General features: G+C 69.4%; 17 protein-coding genes. 7 read left to right on the top strand and 10 right to left on the bottom strand.

What is annotated here, in order from left to right; all coding sequences use genetic code 11:
• The first annotated feature begins 218 nt into the window (after positions 1-218).
• Both ACT3T9_RS18320 and ACT3T9_RS18325 read left to right on the top strand, forming a co-directional pair.
• Positions 219-977: an isoprenyl transferase gene (locus ACT3T9_RS18320; protein WP_442332228.1), complete on the top strand. Its 759-nt coding sequence runs from the start codon at positions 219-221 to the stop codon at positions 975-977.
• 457 nt (positions 978-1434) lie between these two features.
• Positions 1435-2745: a PhoH family protein gene (locus ACT3T9_RS18325; RefSeq protein ID WP_441444973.1), complete on the top strand. Its 1311-nt coding sequence runs from the start codon at positions 1435-1437 to the stop codon at positions 2743-2745.
• An 18-nt stretch (positions 2746-2763) separates the two neighbouring features.
• Here ACT3T9_RS18325 and ACT3T9_RS18330 read toward each other — a convergent pair whose 3' ends face one another.
• Positions 2764-3156 (bottom strand): MerR family transcriptional regulator, encoded by a 393-nt coding sequence (locus tag ACT3T9_RS18330; RefSeq protein ID WP_444598985.1) that lies wholly within the window; start codon positions 3154-3156, stop codon positions 2764-2766.
• A complete protein-coding gene (locus ACT3T9_RS18335) occupies positions 3137-3523 on the bottom strand; it encodes a hypothetical protein (protein WP_441444958.1) in 387 nt (128 codons plus the stop codon). Before ACT3T9_RS18335 ends, ACT3T9_RS18330 begins: the two co-directional genes overlap by 20 nt.
• 125 nt (positions 3524-3648) lie before the next feature.
• Between ACT3T9_RS18335 and ACT3T9_RS18340 the strand changes: the two genes are divergently transcribed.
• A complete protein-coding gene (locus tag ACT3T9_RS18340; protein WP_444598984.1) occupies positions 3649-4539 on the top strand; it encodes a hypothetical protein in 891 nt (296 codons plus the stop codon).
• Positions 4540-4607: 68 nt separating this feature from the next.
• Here ACT3T9_RS18340 and ACT3T9_RS18345 read toward each other — a convergent pair whose 3' ends face one another.
• On the bottom strand, positions 4608-6023 hold the full coding sequence (locus ACT3T9_RS18345) for a class II fumarate hydratase (protein WP_441444960.1): 1416 nt from the start codon (positions 6021-6023) through the stop codon (positions 4608-4610).
• Between the two features lie 132 nt (positions 6024-6155).
• Complete coding sequence (locus ACT3T9_RS18350) at positions 6156-7067, bottom strand: carbohydrate kinase family protein (RefSeq protein ID WP_442332750.1); 912 nt, start codon at positions 7065-7067, stop codon at positions 6156-6158.
• A gap of 248 nt (positions 7068-7315) precedes the next feature.
• On the opposite strand from ACT3T9_RS18350, the gene ACT3T9_RS18355 reads away from it, so the two are divergent.
• The gene (locus tag ACT3T9_RS18355) at positions 7316-7963 is read left to right on the top strand and encodes a DUF4245 domain-containing protein (protein WP_444598983.1); all 648 of its coding nucleotides are present in this window, start codon (positions 7316-7318) and stop codon (positions 7961-7963) included.
• Between the two features lie 124 nt (positions 7964-8087).
• Here ACT3T9_RS18355 and ACT3T9_RS18360 read toward each other — a convergent pair whose 3' ends face one another.
• Positions 8088-8411 carry an exodeoxyribonuclease VII small subunit gene (locus tag ACT3T9_RS18360; protein ID WP_441444963.1) on the bottom strand — a complete coding sequence of 108 codons (324 nt, stop codon included), beginning with the start codon at positions 8409-8411 and terminating at the stop codon, positions 8088-8090.
• Positions 8408-9832 carry an exodeoxyribonuclease VII large subunit gene (xseA, locus tag ACT3T9_RS18365; protein WP_441444964.1) on the bottom strand — a complete coding sequence of 475 codons (1425 nt, stop codon included), beginning with the start codon at positions 9830-9832 and terminating at the stop codon, positions 8408-8410. The genes ACT3T9_RS18360 and xseA overlap by 4 nt, the downstream gene beginning before the upstream one ends.
• Positions 9833-10028: 196 nt before the next feature.
• Between xseA and ACT3T9_RS18370 the strand changes: the two genes are divergently transcribed.
• Positions 10029-11042 (top strand): 4-hydroxy-3-methylbut-2-enyl diphosphate reductase, encoded by a 1014-nt coding sequence (locus ACT3T9_RS18370; protein ID WP_441444965.1) that lies wholly within the window; start codon positions 10029-10031, stop codon positions 11040-11042.
• A gap of 21 nt (positions 11043-11063) precedes the next feature.
• Here the strand turns inward: ACT3T9_RS18370 and ACT3T9_RS18375 are convergent, their stop codons facing one another.
• Both ACT3T9_RS18375 and ACT3T9_RS18380 read right to left on the bottom strand, forming a co-directional pair.
• On the bottom strand, positions 11064-12275 hold the full coding sequence (locus ACT3T9_RS18375) for a DNA recombination protein RmuC (RefSeq protein WP_441444966.1): 1212 nt from the start codon (positions 12273-12275) through the stop codon (positions 11064-11066).
• 68 nt (positions 12276-12343) lie between these two features.
• A complete protein-coding gene (locus tag ACT3T9_RS18380) occupies positions 12344-12706 on the bottom strand; it encodes a winged helix-turn-helix transcriptional regulator (RefSeq protein WP_441444967.1) in 363 nt (120 codons plus the stop codon).
• 182 nt (positions 12707-12888) lie between these two features.
• Between ACT3T9_RS18380 and ACT3T9_RS18385 the strand changes: the two genes are divergently transcribed.
• Entirely contained in the window at positions 12889-13539 is a 651-nt protein-coding gene (locus ACT3T9_RS18385) for an NAD(P)-dependent oxidoreductase (RefSeq protein WP_441444968.1), read from the top strand.
• 88 nt (positions 13540-13627) lie between these two features.
• Here the strand turns inward: ACT3T9_RS18385 and ACT3T9_RS18390 are convergent, their stop codons facing one another.
• Positions 13628-14035 carry a hypothetical protein gene (locus tag ACT3T9_RS18390; RefSeq protein ID WP_444598982.1) on the bottom strand — a complete coding sequence of 136 codons (408 nt, stop codon included), beginning with the start codon at positions 14033-14035 and terminating at the stop codon, positions 13628-13630.
• A 195-nt stretch (positions 14036-14230) separates the two neighbouring features.
• Between ACT3T9_RS18390 and ychF the strand changes: the two genes are divergently transcribed.
• Entirely contained in the window at positions 14231-15316 is a 1086-nt protein-coding gene (ychF, locus tag ACT3T9_RS18395) for a redox-regulated ATPase YchF (protein ID WP_444592072.1), read from the top strand.
• 104 nt (positions 15317-15420) lie between these two features.
• Here the strand turns inward: ychF and ACT3T9_RS18400 are convergent.
• A partial coding sequence (locus ACT3T9_RS18400) for a hypothetical protein (RefSeq protein WP_444607255.1) occupies positions 15421-16142 on the bottom strand: 722 nt, incomplete at its 5' end.

The following is a 16142-nucleotide window of genomic DNA, read 5'->3' on the forward strand; positions in this document are numbered from 1 at the left end:
GTTAATGGTGTGCTCGCTGTGTCCATCCGGTGTCGATTTCCCGGGTTCGTCGAGGCCGCGCCGCAGGGTGACCGATAATGGACAGGTGCGCCCCAGCGCCCACGACCGCGCGTCGCTGAGGCGGGGTGGAGAACGGCCCGTGGCGCGGGCATCCATGAGTGCCAGCGGGCATGAGCACCACCGGGTATGAGCAACAGCGGGACGGAACGGAGGCTGGGATGGACGACGACGGTCTCCTCTACCGCGTTTACGAGCGTCGGCTCACCAAGGAGCTCGAGTCCTTCTCGCTCCCGCAGCACCTGGGCGTGATCGTCGATGGCAACCGCCGTTGGGCGAAGGAGGCGGGGGAGACCACCGAGCATGGCCACCGCGTCGGTGCCGCCAAGATCCTCGAGTTCCTCTCCTGGTGCGACGGTCTCGACATCCCACTGGTCACCGTATGGATGCTCTCCACCGACAATCTGCGCCGCCCGCCCGAGGAGCTCGTCGCCCTCTACGAGATCATCACCGGCACTATCGAGCAGATCATCCAGGCCGGTCACTGCGTGCGGCTGACCGGCAATGCCGAGGCGCTGCCTGAAGAGATGCGCGCCGGGATCGCCCGGGCTCAGGAGCAGGTCATTCGAGAATCCTCGCTGACCGTGAACGTCGCCATCGGATACGGCGGCCGCGAGGAGATCGTCGACGCGGTGCGCGAGCTCGTGCGCGACCTCTCCGGGCAGGGGCTCGACGGCGATCAGATCGCCTCGGACATCAGCGTCGACTCGATCGCCGAGCACCTCTACACCCGCGGCCAGCCCGACCCGGACCTCATCATCCGCACCTCCGGCGAGCAGCGCCTCTCGGGCTTCCTGCTCTGGCAGTCCGTGCACTCGGAGTACTGGTTCTGCGAGACCTACTGGCCCGGCTTCCGACGGATCGACCTGCTGCGGGCGCTGCGGGACTTCTGCCGCCGGGAGCGCCGCTTCGGCGCCTGAACGGACGATGTCCTGTCTCGGCCCGGGCGGGGTCCGGCTGTGGGCGCTGCGGGGAGAGCGGCTGAGGGTGCGGCGGGTCGTCTGGATGGGGGTCTAGCCGGGCGTCACGTGGCACGGCAGAGCGAACACTCCCGCCCGCCTCCACGCCACCTGCTGTGGCCGGTGGCACACTGAAGGCCTCCGGGAGTGCTGCAGAACACCCGGTGACGATCGGGTGAACGTCGTACCCGCACCCTGCGGTACGCGCCCGATGGCGGCTGCCGGCGCGGCTATGGTCCAGGCATCCGCTCGATCTCGGGAGGCACCCATGGAAGAGACCATCACTGCTCGCGAGACGATGCCCGCCACCGACGGCACGGCATCGTTCAGCACCCGCAGCCGAGCGGCGGTGATCGACGCGGCGAACCACGACGGTGCCCCGGTGGTCCCCTCGCTGCTCCCCGGCGCCGCTCAGCAGATGCTCGCTGAGGTCGAGACCGGGGTGATCACCTACGTGCTGGACACCTCCGTGCTGCTCTCGGACCCGCTGTCCCTGCATCGCTTCGCCGAGCACGACATCGTGCTCCCGATCGTGGTGGTCACGGAGCTCGAGGCCAAGCGCCACCACCCGGACCTCGGCTACTTCGCCCGCCAGGCCCTGCGCCTCCTGGATGATCTGCGCGAGCTGCACGGAAACCTCGCCCAGCCGCTGCCGATCGGCAAGGACGGCGGGCACGTGCACGTCGAGCTCAACCACATGAGCACCGCCTCCCTGCCGGACGGGTTCCGGCTCGGGGACAACGACACCCGCATCCTCGCCGTCGCCAAGAACCTGCAGCTCGAGGGCAAGAACGTGGTGCTTGTCTCGAAGGACCTGCCGATGCGGATCAAAGCGAGCGCGTCGGGCATCCACGCGGAGGAGTACCGCGCCGAGCTGGCGCGCGATCGCGGCTACACCGGCCTGGTCACCACCGCGGTCGATGAGCAGACGATGGCCGATCTCTATGACGGCCAGACGGTCGAGATCCCTGAAGTGGCGCATCAGCCCGTGCACACCGGGCTGACGATCAGCAGCCCCCGCGGCTCTGCCCTCGGGCGCGTCACCCGCGATCGCGAGGTCCGCCTGGTCGAGGGCGATCAGACCGTGTTCGGGGTGGCAGGCCGCTCGGCCGAGCAGCGGATTGCCATCGACCTGCTCCAGGACGAGTCCCTCGGCATCGTCTCCCTCGGCGGCCGCGCAGGCACCGGCAAGAGCGCACTGGCGCTGTGCGCAGGGCTCGAAGCCGTGCTCGAGCGTCGCACCCAGCGCAAGATCATGGTGTTCCGCCCGCTGTTCGCCGTGGGCGGTCAGGAGCTCGGCTACCTCCCGGGCGACCAGGGCGAGAAGATGGGGCCCTGGGGCCAGGCCGTGTTCGACACCCTGGGTTCGATGGTCTCCCAGAACGTGATCGACGAGGTGCTCTCGCGCGGCATGCTCGAGGTGCTGCCCCTGACCCACATCCGCGGCCGCTCCCTCCACGACGCCTTCGTGATCGTCGACGAGGCCCAGTCCCTCGAGCGGAACGTGCTGCTGACGATGCTCTCCCGCATCGGGCAGAACTCCCGGGTGGTGCTCACCCACGATGTGGCCCAGCGCGACAACCTCCGCATCGGCCGCTATGACGGGATCGCCTCCGTGGTCGAGGCGCTCAAGGAGAAGGACCTCTTCGCCCACATCACCCTGCAGCGCTCCGAGCGTTCCAAGGTCGCAGAGCTGGTGACCCACGTGCTGGACGAGCCGGTGTTCTGATCGGGGAGGTCGCGCCCCTCAGCAGTCCAGGGGCGTGTCCGGCCACGGCTCGCCGGCATCGAGCTCCTCCTGCCAGGAGGACAGCAGACTCCGGGCATCCGCGATCGCTGCGGTGCGGCTGTCCAGATCCTGTTCGAGGAGCGCGATCGCCTGCCGCATCGCCACGGTGCGCCCCCTCACCGTCCGGGTGCGGGCCTTCACCTCCAGCACGGAGGAGACCTGCGCGAGCGAGAACCCCGCCCGCCGCAGGGCATCCACGATCCGCAGCAGGTCCAGCACCGCCGCATCGTAGCGGCGCCGGCCAGTCGCATCCCGCTCCGGAGCGGGGATCATTCCCACCCGCTCGTAATAGCGCAGAGTGTCATGGCTGAGCCCGCTACGGGCGGAGACTTCACCGATGAGCAGAGACATACCAGCAGTAGAGCACGACGGCGGGCGCGACCAGCAGAGCCCGCACCAGGTGATGGGACAGGGTGAACTCACCGGCCGCATGGCCCCATAGCAGCGGCCCCAATACCACCAGGGCACCGGCCCCGACTCCAAGGGTGAGGGCGAGAACCCTGCTGTGGTCGCCACCGTTCCCCCACGCCCCGAGGCCCAGGGCGAGACCGAGGGCGGTGCAGCACAGCAGCGCCGCGAGCACGTAAGCCAGCACGGACGGCCAGGCTGCCGCGAGGGATACGACGCCCTCCTGCAGGCCGCTGCGCAGAGCGACCAGGGCGAGCAGCTGCATCAGCGTGAGCAGGGTGAAGGGCACGAGAGCGAGGAGCATCATCATGGAGTGAGCACACCACCTGGAGTGCACTCCAGGTCAAGGAGCGCTCCGGAGCCGTCCCTGGTGCACACTGATGGCGCAGAACTATTGAGCAGTGCGCCATCACGGTGCCGAGAGGACCCGCGATCGTGCCCGAGGAATCCGTCCGCACCACCCGACGGGCCGCCCGTCGCCGCGCACGGGAGCAGCTGGACGATGTCGCGGAGTGGGCGCGGACGGCCGAGGGCCCGCTCACCGTGGCGGAGGCCGAGGCGCGGCTCGTACGCCGGGATCGACACCTGACCTCGACGGTGCTCGACACCCGACGGCATGGCGAGACGGAGACCCCATTCCTGCACCCGCGGCTCCGAGCAGGCCTGAAACCGCTGCGCTGGGCGCTCTGGGCCGCACTCATCGCGCTGCCGTCGCTGCCGCTGCTGCTGATCCCCCGGCACACCGGTTCGAGCAGCCCAGCAGTCCTGGATCATCGCACCGGTCGCTTTCTCGAAGCACTCGAGGTCACCTCGCTGCTGGTGATCGCGGTGCAGCTCGTACTCCTGCTCGCATGGGCGGTCTGGCCGGCGAGGGCCCACGTGGTGCGACTGATCAGCGCAGTCGCGGTCCTGCTCGTCTTCCCTCTGGTGCTGTTCAGCGGCCTGTTCCTCGCGATCCGCGGTGGGACGGGGGACTGGGGGAGCCCGGCATCCCTCAACATCGCCGCCGCAGCACTGGCGATCGGGAATCTCCTCGCCGTCACCTCGCTGCGGAGCCTCGAACACGCCCACGCCCGCGATCTGCAACGGATCCAGCACGCGTTGACCGAGGACACCGAATGGCGCCAGCAGCACTCGGGCCCGCGAGGACCGGTGGCAGCTCTCGGCTGGGCCGTCGCACTGCTGGAGGAGCGTGAGCAGAATGCGCTGCGACGCAACGGGGACCGCGTGCTGCGCGCCCTCGAGGACCGCGGTGAGATCGCTCCCGAGACCGCTCGCGCAGCCGCCGAGATGCCGCTCGGGCGATGGCACGAGCTCGACCGCTGACTACGCCATGACAGAGGAAGGGGCGCCCCACCGACCGGTGGGGCGCCCCGTCGCTCAGAAGACTCTGATCAGGCCTTCGGCGCGGTCATGGACAGCACGTCCAGGGCCTCGTCCAGCTGCGCCTCGGTGAGCTCGCCGCGCTCCACGAAGCCCAGCGCGACGACGGCCTCGCGCACGGAGATGCGCTCGGCGACGGCGTGCTTGGCGATCTTCGCGGCGGACTCGTAGCCGATCAGCTTGTTCAGCGGGGTGACGATCGAGGGGGAGGCCTCCGCGTAGAAGCGGGCCTTCTCCTCGTTCGCGACCAGCCCGTCGACGGTCTTGTCCGCCAGCACGGTGGAGGCGTTGGCCAGTAGCCGGATCGACTCGAGCAGGCTCGTGCCCATCAGCGGGATCTGCACGTTCAGCTCGAAGGAGCCCTGCGCGCCGCCCCAGGCGATCGCGGCGTCGTTGCCGATGACCTTTGCGCACACCATCAGCACGGCCTCGGGGATCACGGGGTTGACCTTGCCCGGCATGATCGAGGAGCCCGGCTGCAGGTCAGGGATCGAGATCTCGCCGAGGCCCGTGTTGGGGCCCGAGCCCATCCAGCGCACGTCATTGCAGATCTTCGTCAGGGAGACCGCGATGGTGCGCAGCGCACCGGACATCTCCACCAGGCCGTCGCGGTTGGACTGCGCCTCGAAGTGGTTGCGCGCCTCGGTGAGCGGCAGCGAGGTCTGCTCGGCGAGGTTCGCGATGACCTTCTGCGGGAAGCCGATCGGGGTGTTGATGCCGGTGCCGACGGCGGTGCCGCCCTGGGGGACCTCAGCGGTGCGGGGCAGAGCCGCCTCCACACGCTCGATGCCGTAGCGGATCGATGCCGCATAGCCGCCGAACTCCTGGCCGAGGGTCACCGGGGTGGCATCCATCAGGTGGGTACGGCCGGCCTTGACGACGCTCTTCCAGGCCTCGGCCTTCTTCTCGAGCGACTCGGCGAGGTGGGCGAGCGCGGGCAGCAGCTTCTCGACGACGCCCTGCGTGACCGCCACGTGCACCGAGGTGGGGAAGACGTCATTCGAGGACTGCGAGCAGTTCACGTGGTCGTTGGGGTGGACCTCGGTGCCGGCGTTCGTGGCGAGCGTCGCGAGCACCTCGTTCATGTTCATGTTCGAGCTGGTGCCGGAGCCGGTCTGGTAGGTGTCCACCGGGAACTGGTCGTCGTGATCGCCGGCGATCACCGCATCCGCCGCGGCGACGATCGCGTCGGCGATGGCCGAGTCCAGCACCCCGAGGTCCTGGTTCGCGCGCGCCGCTGCCTTCTTCACCTGGGCGAGGGCGTGGATGTGTGCGGGCTCCAGGCCCTGACCGGAGATCGGGAAGTTCTCCACTGCACGCTGGGTCTGCGCCCGGTACAGGGCCGAGGCGGGCACCCGCACTTCGCCCATGGTGTCGTGCTCGATGCGGTAGCCATCCTGCTGCGCGGCGGTCGTGGACTGGTTCATGGAGAGGCCTCCCTCGGGGTTGTCATGCAGTGGATCGGTGGGAACGAACAGGGGCAGGAGAAGTGGTCTGGGGCGCGGGAGCCGTCGAGGGTGCGGGAGCCCCGGTGCGGATGTGCCGGCCGCAATGGCCGGTCAGCTGAGCTCGTGGCTCCAGGGCGGGTTCGCTCCCGCGCGAGAGACGGTGATCGCGGCGAGCGCCGCGGCGCGCCTCAGGACCGAGGCGACCTCGACGCTCGGCATCGCGGCCAGCGCCGGACGCTTCTGAGCCCCCAGCAGGCCTTTCGCTGCGAGGGCATCGAGGATCCCGGCGGAGAAGGTGTCCCCGGCACCGACGGTGTCGACAGCGTCGACGACGACGGGAGAGACCTGCACCCGGCCGGACTCGGCGAAGCCCACTGCGCCCTCGGCGCCCCGGGTCATCACCGTGAGCGCGGGGCCGAGCTCACGCCAGGAGGCGACCACATCCTCCACGTCGTCTGTGCCGTACAGCCAGGCCACATCCTCATCCGACGCCTTGACGACGTCGCTGAGGGCGATGCTCGCCTCGACCCGTTCGCGCACCAGCTCCGGCGCCCCCATCAGGGAAGGGCGGGCGTTGGGGTCGTAGCTGATGGTCGCGCTCTCCCGACGGCTGCGCAGCACATCGAGCACCGTGCTGGCGCCGGGATCCAGCACTGCGGCGATCGAGGAGGTGTGCACGGCCTCGATCTGAGCGGGCAGGCCCGACGGGTCCGGGTCCCAGAGCAGATCGAACTCGTAGGTGGCAGCTCCGGTGACATCCAGCTGTGCGAGCGCCGTGGAGGTCGGCGCGGCGACCGAGCTGCCGGCCGTCAGCCGTACGCCTGACGCTTCCAGATGGGCACGGATCGCGTCGCCGCGCGCATCGTTGCCGATGCGGGTGAGGAGGTCGGTGGGATGGCCGAGGCGGCTGAGCGCCACGGCCACGTTCAGGGGGGACCCGCCGGGATGCTCACGACGGACGCCGTCGGCGTCGACGACGATGTCAGTGAGTGCTTCTCCGACGATCAGGAATCTCGCGTTCACCGCTCGATCATTGCAGGTTTCTGGGGGCGGGGCGAACGCGGGAGCAGGCGGCGGGGCGCAGCGACCGGCCGCCTGCAGTGCCGTGCCGTGCCGTGCGGCGGGTCTGGTTCGCGGTGATCCGGTTCAGCCAGGTCCGGGCGCTGTGCTGCACGAGGCGGCGCGGCGCGTGTCAGTGCCTGTGGTGAGGTCGACGGGTGGGGCGCCTCACCCTGACAGCCAGCGCGGAGGGGAGCAGGGACAATGGGGTCATGCACGATCCCGACCACGAGACCTCCGCACCTCCGGAGCAGGCTGCGCCGACCGCGCAGCCAGCGTCCCCGGCACCCCGGCCGCAGCCGAAGTCCGCCTATGAGCTGCCGTCGAAGAAGAACACCGTGCTGCGCAACATGGTGTGGGCGCTCGCCTTGACGATGGCGGTGGTGGTCGTGATCGGCATCGCATTCTTCGGCGTGGGCAGTGATCTGAAGCGTGAGCCGCTGGAGAACTCCGACCTCGATGTGTCCGCGAGCGCGGAGCGTGCACAGCGCAGCGTGCCGTTCCCGGTGGCCGTGCCTGCGGTGGGGGAGGAGTGGAGCGAGCGCTCCGCACGTTTCGCCGATGGGCAGGACCCGCGCTGGGTGGTGCAGTACTCCTCACCGCAGGGGCAGCTGGTGACCCTCACCGAGGGTTCTGAGGTCAGTGCTCCGATGCTCTCCGCAGCGTTGCCGGGCAGTGCCGTCGAGGAGGAGCTCACCATTGAGGGCGCCGAGTGCAGCCTGCTCAGCGGCGGCGAGCAGAGTTCCAGGCAGCTCGGCATCTCCTGTCAGGGCACGGACTGGGGCTTCCTCGTCCACGGCGATGCCGAGCAGGCCGAGCTCGAGGAGCTCGCGGGCGCCGCTCTGACGTCGATCGGCTGAACGGCCCGCAGTCGCACTGCCTCATGGCCGCGCGACCCGGGGCCACACTGCTGCATTGATGGTCGGCGCTGGGCCGCGCGAAGCCGCACTGGCCCGCAGTCGAGCGGCTTTCAGCCGCATTGCGTCAGCGTGAGGCGCCGTCCTCAGAGCGTCGCGCGGCGACGGCATCGTCGAGGCGTTCGCGGGCGCCGTCGAGCCACTGCTGGCAGCGGCGGGCGAGCATCTCGCCGCGTTCCCACAGCCCGATCGAATCCTCGAGCCCGCCCTGCCCGGATTCGAGCCGCCGCACGACATCGACGAGCTGGTCGCGGGCGGCCTCGTAGGAGAGCTCAGCGATATCGGCGGGCAGCTGCTGCGCACCGTCGGCGGGGGTGACCGAGGGGCTGCTGGCCGCGGGGTCGCCCTCGGTCGCCGTCAGTTCGTTCTCGGGGCTCGTGCTCGGGGTCATCGGGTCTCCTCGGGAGGGGTGGTCTGGTGGGAGGGCAGGGCCTGGTCGGAAGGGACGGCCCGGTCGGAGGGCAGAGTCTTGCCGGAAGCGACGTCCTGCTCGGAAGGGAAGGCCTGGGTGGGCTGCGCAGGAGGGGTGTACGGGTCATCGGTGGTGCGCTGCACCCCGAAGCGACCCCCGGCCACGCGGACCGAGAGTGCCTGCCCGGTGGCGGACTGGTCAGGGGCGCGGATGATCGTGCCGCCGGCGTCCTGGACCACGGCGTAGCCGCGCTCGAGGGTCGCCAACGGACTGAGGGAGCGCACCTGGCGTCCCAGGTGATCGACCTCGTCGGCCGCCCGGTCCAGGCGGGAGCCGATCAGCGTGCGGGCCAGGGAGATCCGGGACCGGATCTCGTCCGCCCGGCCAGCGAGGATCGTGGCCGGGTTCTCCAGCACGGGCCGCGATCGCATCGCATCCAGCGCGGACTGCTCACGCTCGATGCGGGCCCGGATCCCCGCTCGCAGCCGGGTGCGGCCGAGGTCCAGCTGCTCGACCTCGGCCTGGATATCGGGGACAACCCGCTTCGCGGCATCGGTGGGGGTGGACGCGCGGACATCCGCCGCGAGGTCGATCAGCGGGGTGTCCACCTCGTGACCGATGGCGGAGACGATCGGAGTCTTCGCGGCGGCGACCAGCCGGGTCAGCTGCTCGTCGGAGAAGGGCAGCAGATCCTCGAGGGAGCCGCCGCCACGGGAGATGATGATGACGTCGACCTCCTCGCGCTCGTCGAGCTCGCGCAAGGCTGCGGAGACCTCCCGCACCGCCTTCGCGCCCTGCACCGCGACCTCACGGATCTCGAACCTCACCGCTGGCCAGCGGCGCTGGGCGTTGACGACCACGTCTCGCTCGGCCGCGGATTCCCGGCCGCAGATCAGGCCCACCACGCGGGGCAGGAACGGCAGCGGCTGCTTCCGAGAGGCGGCGAACAGCCCCTCGGCTGCGAGCACGCGCTTGAGCTGCTCGAGCCGGGCCAGCAGCTCACCGAGGCCCACCGGACGGATGTCGTCGGCTTCGAGCTGGAGGCTTCCGCGCTTGGTCCAGAAGGTGGGCTTGGCGTGGATCACCACCCGTGCACCCGGGACCGGCTCGACCGGGAGGGTGCGCAGCACATGCTCGCGAACCGGGACCGAGAACGACATATCCACGTCGATGTCCCGCAGCGTCATGAAGCTCATGCCCGCGCCCGGTCGACGGTTGAGCTGGACGATCTCGCCCTCGACCCACAGTGGGGCCATCCTCGCCACGTACTCGCCGACCTTGACGGACAGCTGCCGCAGCGGCCACGGATTCTCTGCGGTGGTCTGCGCTGCGGTGGCGGCCAGTGCGGGCCGGGCTGCCGCGCCGCTGTCCGCATCCGGCTCGGGAGAGGTCTGCGTCATGGGGTCCACTCTGGCACGAGGTCCGGACAGCTCATCGCAGCCGGGCCCTGCTGTGGACCCACTGCACCTGTGGAGGGACAGTGCCTGTGGACGCGCAGCGCCTGTGGCCGCACAGTGCCTGTGGAGCGAGGGTGCCTGTGGAGGGATGGTGAGTCTTGCCCCACCACCCTGCCACCAGCGCGGTTCGCCTCCTACGATGGGAGGCGTGAGCACCGGAACCGTCCTTCTTGCCGAGCCGCGCGGCTACTGCGCGGGTGTCGACCGAGCTGTGGTCGCCGTCGAACGTGCCTTGGAGCATTACGACGAGACCATCTACGTGCGCCACGAGATCGTCCACAACAAGTTCGTGGTGGACCGTCTGAAGGAGAAGGGCGCCGTGTTCGTCGAGGAGGTCGACGAGGTCCCCGAGGGGGCGCTCGTGATCTTCTCCGCCCACGGCATCTCCCCGAAGGTCCGCGAGATGGCCGAGGCACGCAATCTCCGCACCATCGATGCGACCTGCCCCCTGGTGACCAAGGTCCACAAGGAAGCGGTGCGCTTCGCCCGCCAGGACTACGACATCCTGCTGGTGGGCCACGAGGGCCACGAGGAGGTCGAGGGCACCGCTGGCGAGGCACCCGAGCACGTCCAGATCGTGAACTCGCCGGACGACGTCCACAAGGTCACCGTGCGCGACCCCGAGAAGGTCGTCTGGCTCTCCCAGACCACCCTCAGCGTCGACGAGACGATGGAGACGGTCGACAAGCTGCGTGAACGCTTCCCGACACTGCAGGCCCCGCCCAGCGATGACATCTGCTACGCCACCCAGAACCGCCAGGTCGCGATCAAGAAGATCGCCCCGGACGCGGATCTGGTGCTGGTGGTCGGCTCCCCGAACTCCTCGAACTCCGTGCGCCTGATGGAGGTCGCCAAGGATGCCGGCGCGAAGGCCTCCCACCGCATCGACTCGGTCTCCGAGCTGCGCGAGGAGTGGTTCGAGGGCGTCGGGACCGTGGGCGTGACCTCCGGTGCCTCGGTGCCGGACGTGCTGGTCCAGGAGCTGCTCGCCGAGCTGGCCGAGCGGGGCTACGGAGACGTGAAGCCTGTGCGCACTGCGACGGAAGACCTGATGTTCTCCCTCCCGCGCGAGCTGCGCCAGGAGATGAAGAACCGGGGTGTGAGCGACAGCCGCACCAAGCCCACCGGTGAGGGTGCGACCGCCGAGTCCTGATCTGAGCGCTGCCCGCCCGAGTCAGCCCGTACGGTCCTCGCGCAGGGGCTGCGAGCGGGACTCCACCGGTGCGGCGAGGTCCGCGATCTCCTCCTCATCGAGTGTGCGCGCCCGTCGCGTGAGCTGCTCGACCTCGTCCACCGGGGTGCCGGCGAGTCCGAGCTCCTCGAATCGTCGTGCGGTGACCATCACACGTGACTGCAGGGAGCCGACCGCCTCGTTGAACGCGGCGACCGACGAGTCCAGCGAACGGCCCACCTTGCCCAGGTGCCCGGTGAAGGTCCCGAGCCGGTGGTGCAGCTCCCGGCCCGCGTCGAGCACGGCGCGGGCATCGCGGTTCAGGGCGTCGGTGCGCCAGGTGTGCGCGACGGTGCGCAGCAGCGCGACCAGCGTGGACGGGGAGGCGATCACGACGTCCTTGGCGAAGGCATCCTCGAGCAGATGGGGATCGGTCTCGAGCGCCGCGGCCAGCACTCCGTCACTGGGCACGAACAGCACCGTGAACTCCGGGGTGTCCCCGAGCGCCTTCCAGTACGCCTTCGCGGAGATCACGCCCACGTGGTGGCGCAGCGCCTTCGCGTGAGCCTTCCGGCGCGACGCGGCGCGCTCCGGGTCCGTCTCCTCGGTCGCATCGAGATAGGCGTCCATCGGCGCTTTCGCATCGAGCACCACATGCCGGTCCCCGGAGAGGTGGACCACCAGGTCCGGGCGCTGCCCGGCGTTCCCGTCGGCCCGCGTGCCGGAGAGCTGCTCGGAGAAGTCCACGTGCTCGATCATTCCGGCGGCCTCAACGATCCGCCGCAGCTGCACCTCGCCCCAGCGTCCGCGTGCGGTGGGGGCGCGCAGCGCGGCGGTGAGGGCGCTGGTGCCGGACTCGAGGGACTGCGCGCGCTGGGCGAGCTGGCCGAGGTGCGCCCGCAGCGCCCCTTCCGCCTCGATGCGCGCGGCCTCGGAACGGGCCAGGGACCGCTCGAGATGGGCGAGCGTGGAAGAGATCGGCGCGAGGGTGCGCTGGAGCTCGACCTCACGCTCCTCCTCGGCCGCGTCCCTGCGGGCGACGTCCCGCTCGTGGCGCTCATCGGCCAGGCGCAGCAGCTGCCCGGCCGCATCCGTCTCGGAGCGCCGGCTCTCCACCAGCGCCCGCGCACGCTCGCGCAGCAGCAGCCAGGTCACCGCGGCGCCGAGCACCGCGCCGAGGGTCAGCCCGATCAGGAGCATCTGTGTTCCGCTCATGCGCCCCAGCACACCACGGGGGTGTGACGCGCGAGCGCCGCCACGCCCGACGGCCGACGGGAGGGACTTCAGGCGAGCGCGGAGCCGGCCCGCGCGGCCTGCACCTCGTCCATGTGCTGCCGCGCCCACTCCACCAGGCCGTGCAGCGGCGCCAGCAGGGAGCGGCCGAGGGGTGTGAGCTCGTACTCGACCCGCGGCGGGATCTCCGGATAGGCGGTGCGCAGCACCAGCCCGTCGGCCTCGAGCGAGCGCAGGGTCTGGGTGAGCATCTTCTGCGAGATGCCGTCGACACGGCGGGAGATCTGGGAGAAGCGCTGCGGGCCGTCCTCGAGCATGCCGATCACGAGCACCGTCCAGCGGTCGCCGATGCGGTCGAGCAGCTGTCGCGAGGGGCACTCGCGGTTGTAGGGGTCGAAGTCGAACAGGGCCATCACGAGCTCCTCTGTGAGGGACGGAATACCGCGGAGGGATGGTTACCGCAAAGTGCCTACTTCCCATTAGAGACTAGGTTACCTACGGTGAGTGTCAAGGTCCACGGCATCTGCAGCGGGCCAGGGGCATCCTCGCCCCGTGATCTCGACCGCGCTCAGGAGAGCGCACGGAAGGAGAGCCCATGGCTCGCATCATCGTTCTGGGAGGCACCGGATACGCCGGGAGCCACATCGTCGCGGAAGCGGCAGGCCGCGGCCACGAGGTCGTCGCCGTCAGTCGCACCGCGCCGGAGTCGCTGCCCGCCGGCACCACCCACCGCGCCGGCGATGTGCGCGATGCGGAGTTCCTCGCAGAGCTCCTGGACGGCGCCGACGTCGTGATCGCGGCCGCGTCGCCCCGTGGCGACCTCGCCGAGGCGGGCCTGCTGCGCAGTGCCTACACGGACCTCCGCGGCCTCGCCGCCGAGAAGGGCGTCCGCCTCGGCGTGATCGGGGGCGCCGGCTCGCTGTTCGTCTCCGAGGGCGGCCCCAAGCTCGTCGACATCCCCGAGTTCCCCGAGCCGTTCAAGGTCGAGGCCCGTGAGCTTGACGCCGTCCTCGAGGACCTGCGCGCCGAGGGCGAGGAGCTGGACTGGTTCTTCGTCAGCCCCGCCGCGATGTTCAACGGCATGAACCCGGGCGAGGCCAAGGGCACCTACCGCGTCGGCGGCGACGTGATGCTCGCGGACGAGGAGGGGAACTCCGAGCTCTCGGGCGCGGATCTGGCCCTCGCGATCCTCGACGAAGTCGAGACGCCGGCCCACCGCCGCACCCGCTTCGCCGTCGCGTACTGAAGGACCCTCGCCCGCTGATCCGCCTCGGCGCAACGGCCGGGCCTCGCTCGGGGCTCGGCCGTTCGCTGTCGTGCCGGCCGGTCATCGTTCAGGAGGGGAGCGAGCCCGTGCGGAGCAGATGGTCGAACTCGCGGGTGAAGCGCTCGGCGTCGGCCCTGCGGTGCGGCACCATCTTCAGCTCGCGGCCCGAGGCGGCGGCCACCTTCACGCGCGCGAAGAGCCCGGGCCGGTAGGTCACACCGGTCACCTCGGAGGCCGGTACCTCCCGCTTGACTTTGGCCTGCTTGATCGGCCCTGCGACGGCGGCGATCATCACGCGCGCAGCGGTCACGATCATGACCTCCGGGAAGTCGCCGGCCACACCCGGCAGCACCAGCAGCACCTCTTCTTCAGGAGTCATCAGTGAGGGGATGTCGCGGCGCAGCCCCGGGCTCTCGAACAGCTCGTTGCGGTTGAGGGCGGTCGCGTAGGTCATGGAGGCGCGCGAGGCTGACATGCTCCGAGTCTAAAGATCACGCCCTCCCCAGAAGCCGGCCGAGCCGGTACCCGCGCGGCGCGCTGCGACGAGCGCCCACTGTGCTGACCACCGCCGACGGCGAAGGCCCGAATGTCCAGGTGATCCTCATGGGGTCTGCGACGTCACCCCCGGGGCGGGGTTACAGCCGGGCGCGGTCCCGTAGAATCAGCTCCCGTGGCTCTAACAATCGGAATCGTGGGACTGCCCAACGTTGGCAAGTCGACCCTCTTCAACGCCCTGACCCGCGCTGAGGTCCTCGCCGCGAACTACCCGTTCGCGACCATCGACCCCAACGTGGGCATGGTGCCGCTGCCCGATCCGCGGCTGGCGGAGCTCGCCACCGTGTTCGGCAGTCAGAAGCTGCTGCCGGCGACGGTGTCCTTCGTGGACATCGCCGGCATCGTCAAGGGCGCCAGCGAGGGCGAGGGCCTGGGCAACAAGTTCCTCGCCAACATTCGCGAGGCCGACGCGATCTGCCAGGTCACCCGCGCTTTCGCCGATCCCGACGTGACCCGCGTGGAAGGCTCCACCGACCCCTCCAACGACATGGAGGTCATCACCACCGAGCTGATCCTCGCCGACCTCCAGACCATCGAGAACTCGATGCAGCGCCTGGAGAAGGACACCAAGCGCGGCCTGGTCGACTCCGCCGTGCTCGAGAACGTCATCAAGGCGAAGGCATTGCTGGAGACCGGCAAGACCCTCTACCAGGGCGCTGAGGCGGCCGGCATCGACGTCGCCGCGATCCGGGACCTGCAGCTGATGACGGCCAAGCCCTTCATCTACGTCTTCAACACCGACGAGGAGGGGCTCGCCGATGCCGCCTCCCAGCAGGCGCTGCGTAACCTCGTCGCCCCCGCCGAGGCGATCTTCCTCGACGCGAAGTTCGAGTCCGAGCTCATCGAGCTCGACGAGGACGAGGCCGCCGAGATGCTCGAGTCCACCGGCCAGGAGGAGTCGGGCCTCGCCCAGCTCGCCCGTGTCGGCTACGACACCCTCGGCCTGCAGTCCTACCTGACCGCCGGCCCCAAGGAGTCCCGCGCCTGGACCATCCCCAAGGGAGCCACCGCCCCCCAGGCCGCCGGCGTCATCCACACCGACTTCGAGCGAGGCTTCATCAAGGCCGAGATCGTCTCCTTCGACCAGCTCATGGAGGCCGGCTCAATGGCGGAGGCCAAGGCCAAGGGCTGGGTGCGCATCGAGGGCAAGGACTACGTCATGAAGGACGGCGACGTGGTGGAATTTAGGTTCAACGTATAAAAATGCCGCCTGAATAGGGTTTTCGTCTCTTCTGCCTCAAGCCGAGGAATTTGCCGGAGTTCCGATCTAGCGTGCGCAACCAGGCGAGTAAGTGCCTCAACCGCTTAGGTCGTTGGCATTCCGCGGTATCCAGTAGGCGTGACCCACACATGAGCGGTAACCACTTGTCGCCCGCTGTCTCGGGCGTTACGCAGAGACGGTACGTTGTCTGGATGGATATGCCCCCAAAGCACATCGTTAGTGTTCGCCGGCACTTGTCGCGTCAGCCGCTGTAAGGCGGCGATGCCCACACGTTGTCCGCGATGTGCTGAATTGAGGGCGATCTCCTGCATGCAGAAGCCAGTGAATCCGTAGGAATCATCACGCTCTGCGGCCACAATGCCCGCTGAGGTGCCACCCACGCGAATCTCGAAAAGTAGCCCTTCTTCCGCGGCATCCTCAAGCGACTCTGCGTCAGCCGGCACGGCCCACTGGCCCAGTTGCGGCCGTGATGGCTTTAGTGCTTCGTAGATTGCCGCGACGCGTTCTGCTGCTTCTTCCGGAGCGCAAGCAACGAGAGTCACATCGTCGTAGCGGTCGGCCAGAGGCTGCTCGCGCATCTCGGCTACGGGGCGTGCCACGATCAGCAGATCTGGCGTAGCTTGTCCAACATCCATACCCGAACCAGTGAGCGCTCGAAGTCGCTGTTCCGGGTCGGGTAGGTTGACGCGCATGCACAGCGGCGAGAAGGCGTCGAAGCTCGGCAAAACATCACCGAGAGCGGCAAATCCCAATGGTTCAGGCGGCAGTGATGTTGCGATTATGTCCACGAATGGCTTCTCAATGT

It is taken from the genome of Brachybacterium sp. AOP29-B2-41 (assembly GCF_052378395.1).
GTDB lineage: Bacteria > Actinomycetota > Actinomycetes > Actinomycetales > Dermabacteraceae > Brachybacterium.

Coding starts and splice junctions, on each gene's coding strand:
- ACT3T9_RS18325 (WP_441444973.1), top strand. CDS start 1,435: ATGCTCGCTGAGGTCGAGACCGGGGTGATCACCTACGTGCTGGACACC.
- ACT3T9_RS18330 (WP_444598985.1), bottom strand. CDS start 3,156: ATGTCTCTGCTCATCGGTGAAGTCTCCGCCCGTAGCGGGCTCAGCCAT.
- ACT3T9_RS18345 (WP_441444960.1), bottom strand. CDS start 6,023: ATGAACCAGTCCACGACCGCCGCGCAGCAGGATGGCTACCGCATCGAG.
- ACT3T9_RS18375 (WP_441444966.1), bottom strand. CDS start 12,275: ATGAGCGGAACACAGATGCTCCTGATCGGGCTGACCCTCGGCGCGGTG.
- ACT3T9_RS18390 (WP_444598982.1), bottom strand. CDS start 14,035: ATGTCAGCCTCGCGCGCCTCCATGACCTACGCGACCGCCCTCAACCGC.
- ACT3T9_RS18370 (WP_441444965.1), top strand. CDS start 10,029: ATGGGAGGCGTGAGCACCGGAACCGTCCTTCTTGCCGAGCCGCGCGGC.
- ACT3T9_RS18355 (WP_444598983.1), top strand. CDS start 7,316: ATGCACGATCCCGACCACGAGACCTCCGCACCTCCGGAGCAGGCTGCG.
- ACT3T9_RS18380 (WP_441444967.1), bottom strand. CDS start 12,706: ATGGCCCTGTTCGACTTCGACCCCTACAACCGCGAGTGCCCCTCGCGA.
- ACT3T9_RS18320 (WP_442332228.1), top strand. CDS start 219: ATGGACGACGACGGTCTCCTCTACCGCGTTTACGAGCGTCGGCTCACC.
- xseA (WP_441444964.1), bottom strand. CDS start 9,832: ATGACGCAGACCTCTCCCGAGCCGGATGCGGACAGCGGCGCGGCAGCC.
- ACT3T9_RS18360 (WP_441444963.1), bottom strand. CDS start 8,411: ATGACCCCGAGCACGAGCCCCGAGAACGAACTGACGGCGACCGAGGGC.
- ACT3T9_RS18335 (WP_441444958.1), bottom strand. CDS start 3,523: ATGATGATGCTCCTCGCTCTCGTGCCCTTCACCCTGCTCACGCTGATG.
- ACT3T9_RS18385 (WP_441444968.1), top strand. CDS start 12,889: ATGGCTCGCATCATCGTTCTGGGAGGCACCGGATACGCCGGGAGCCAC.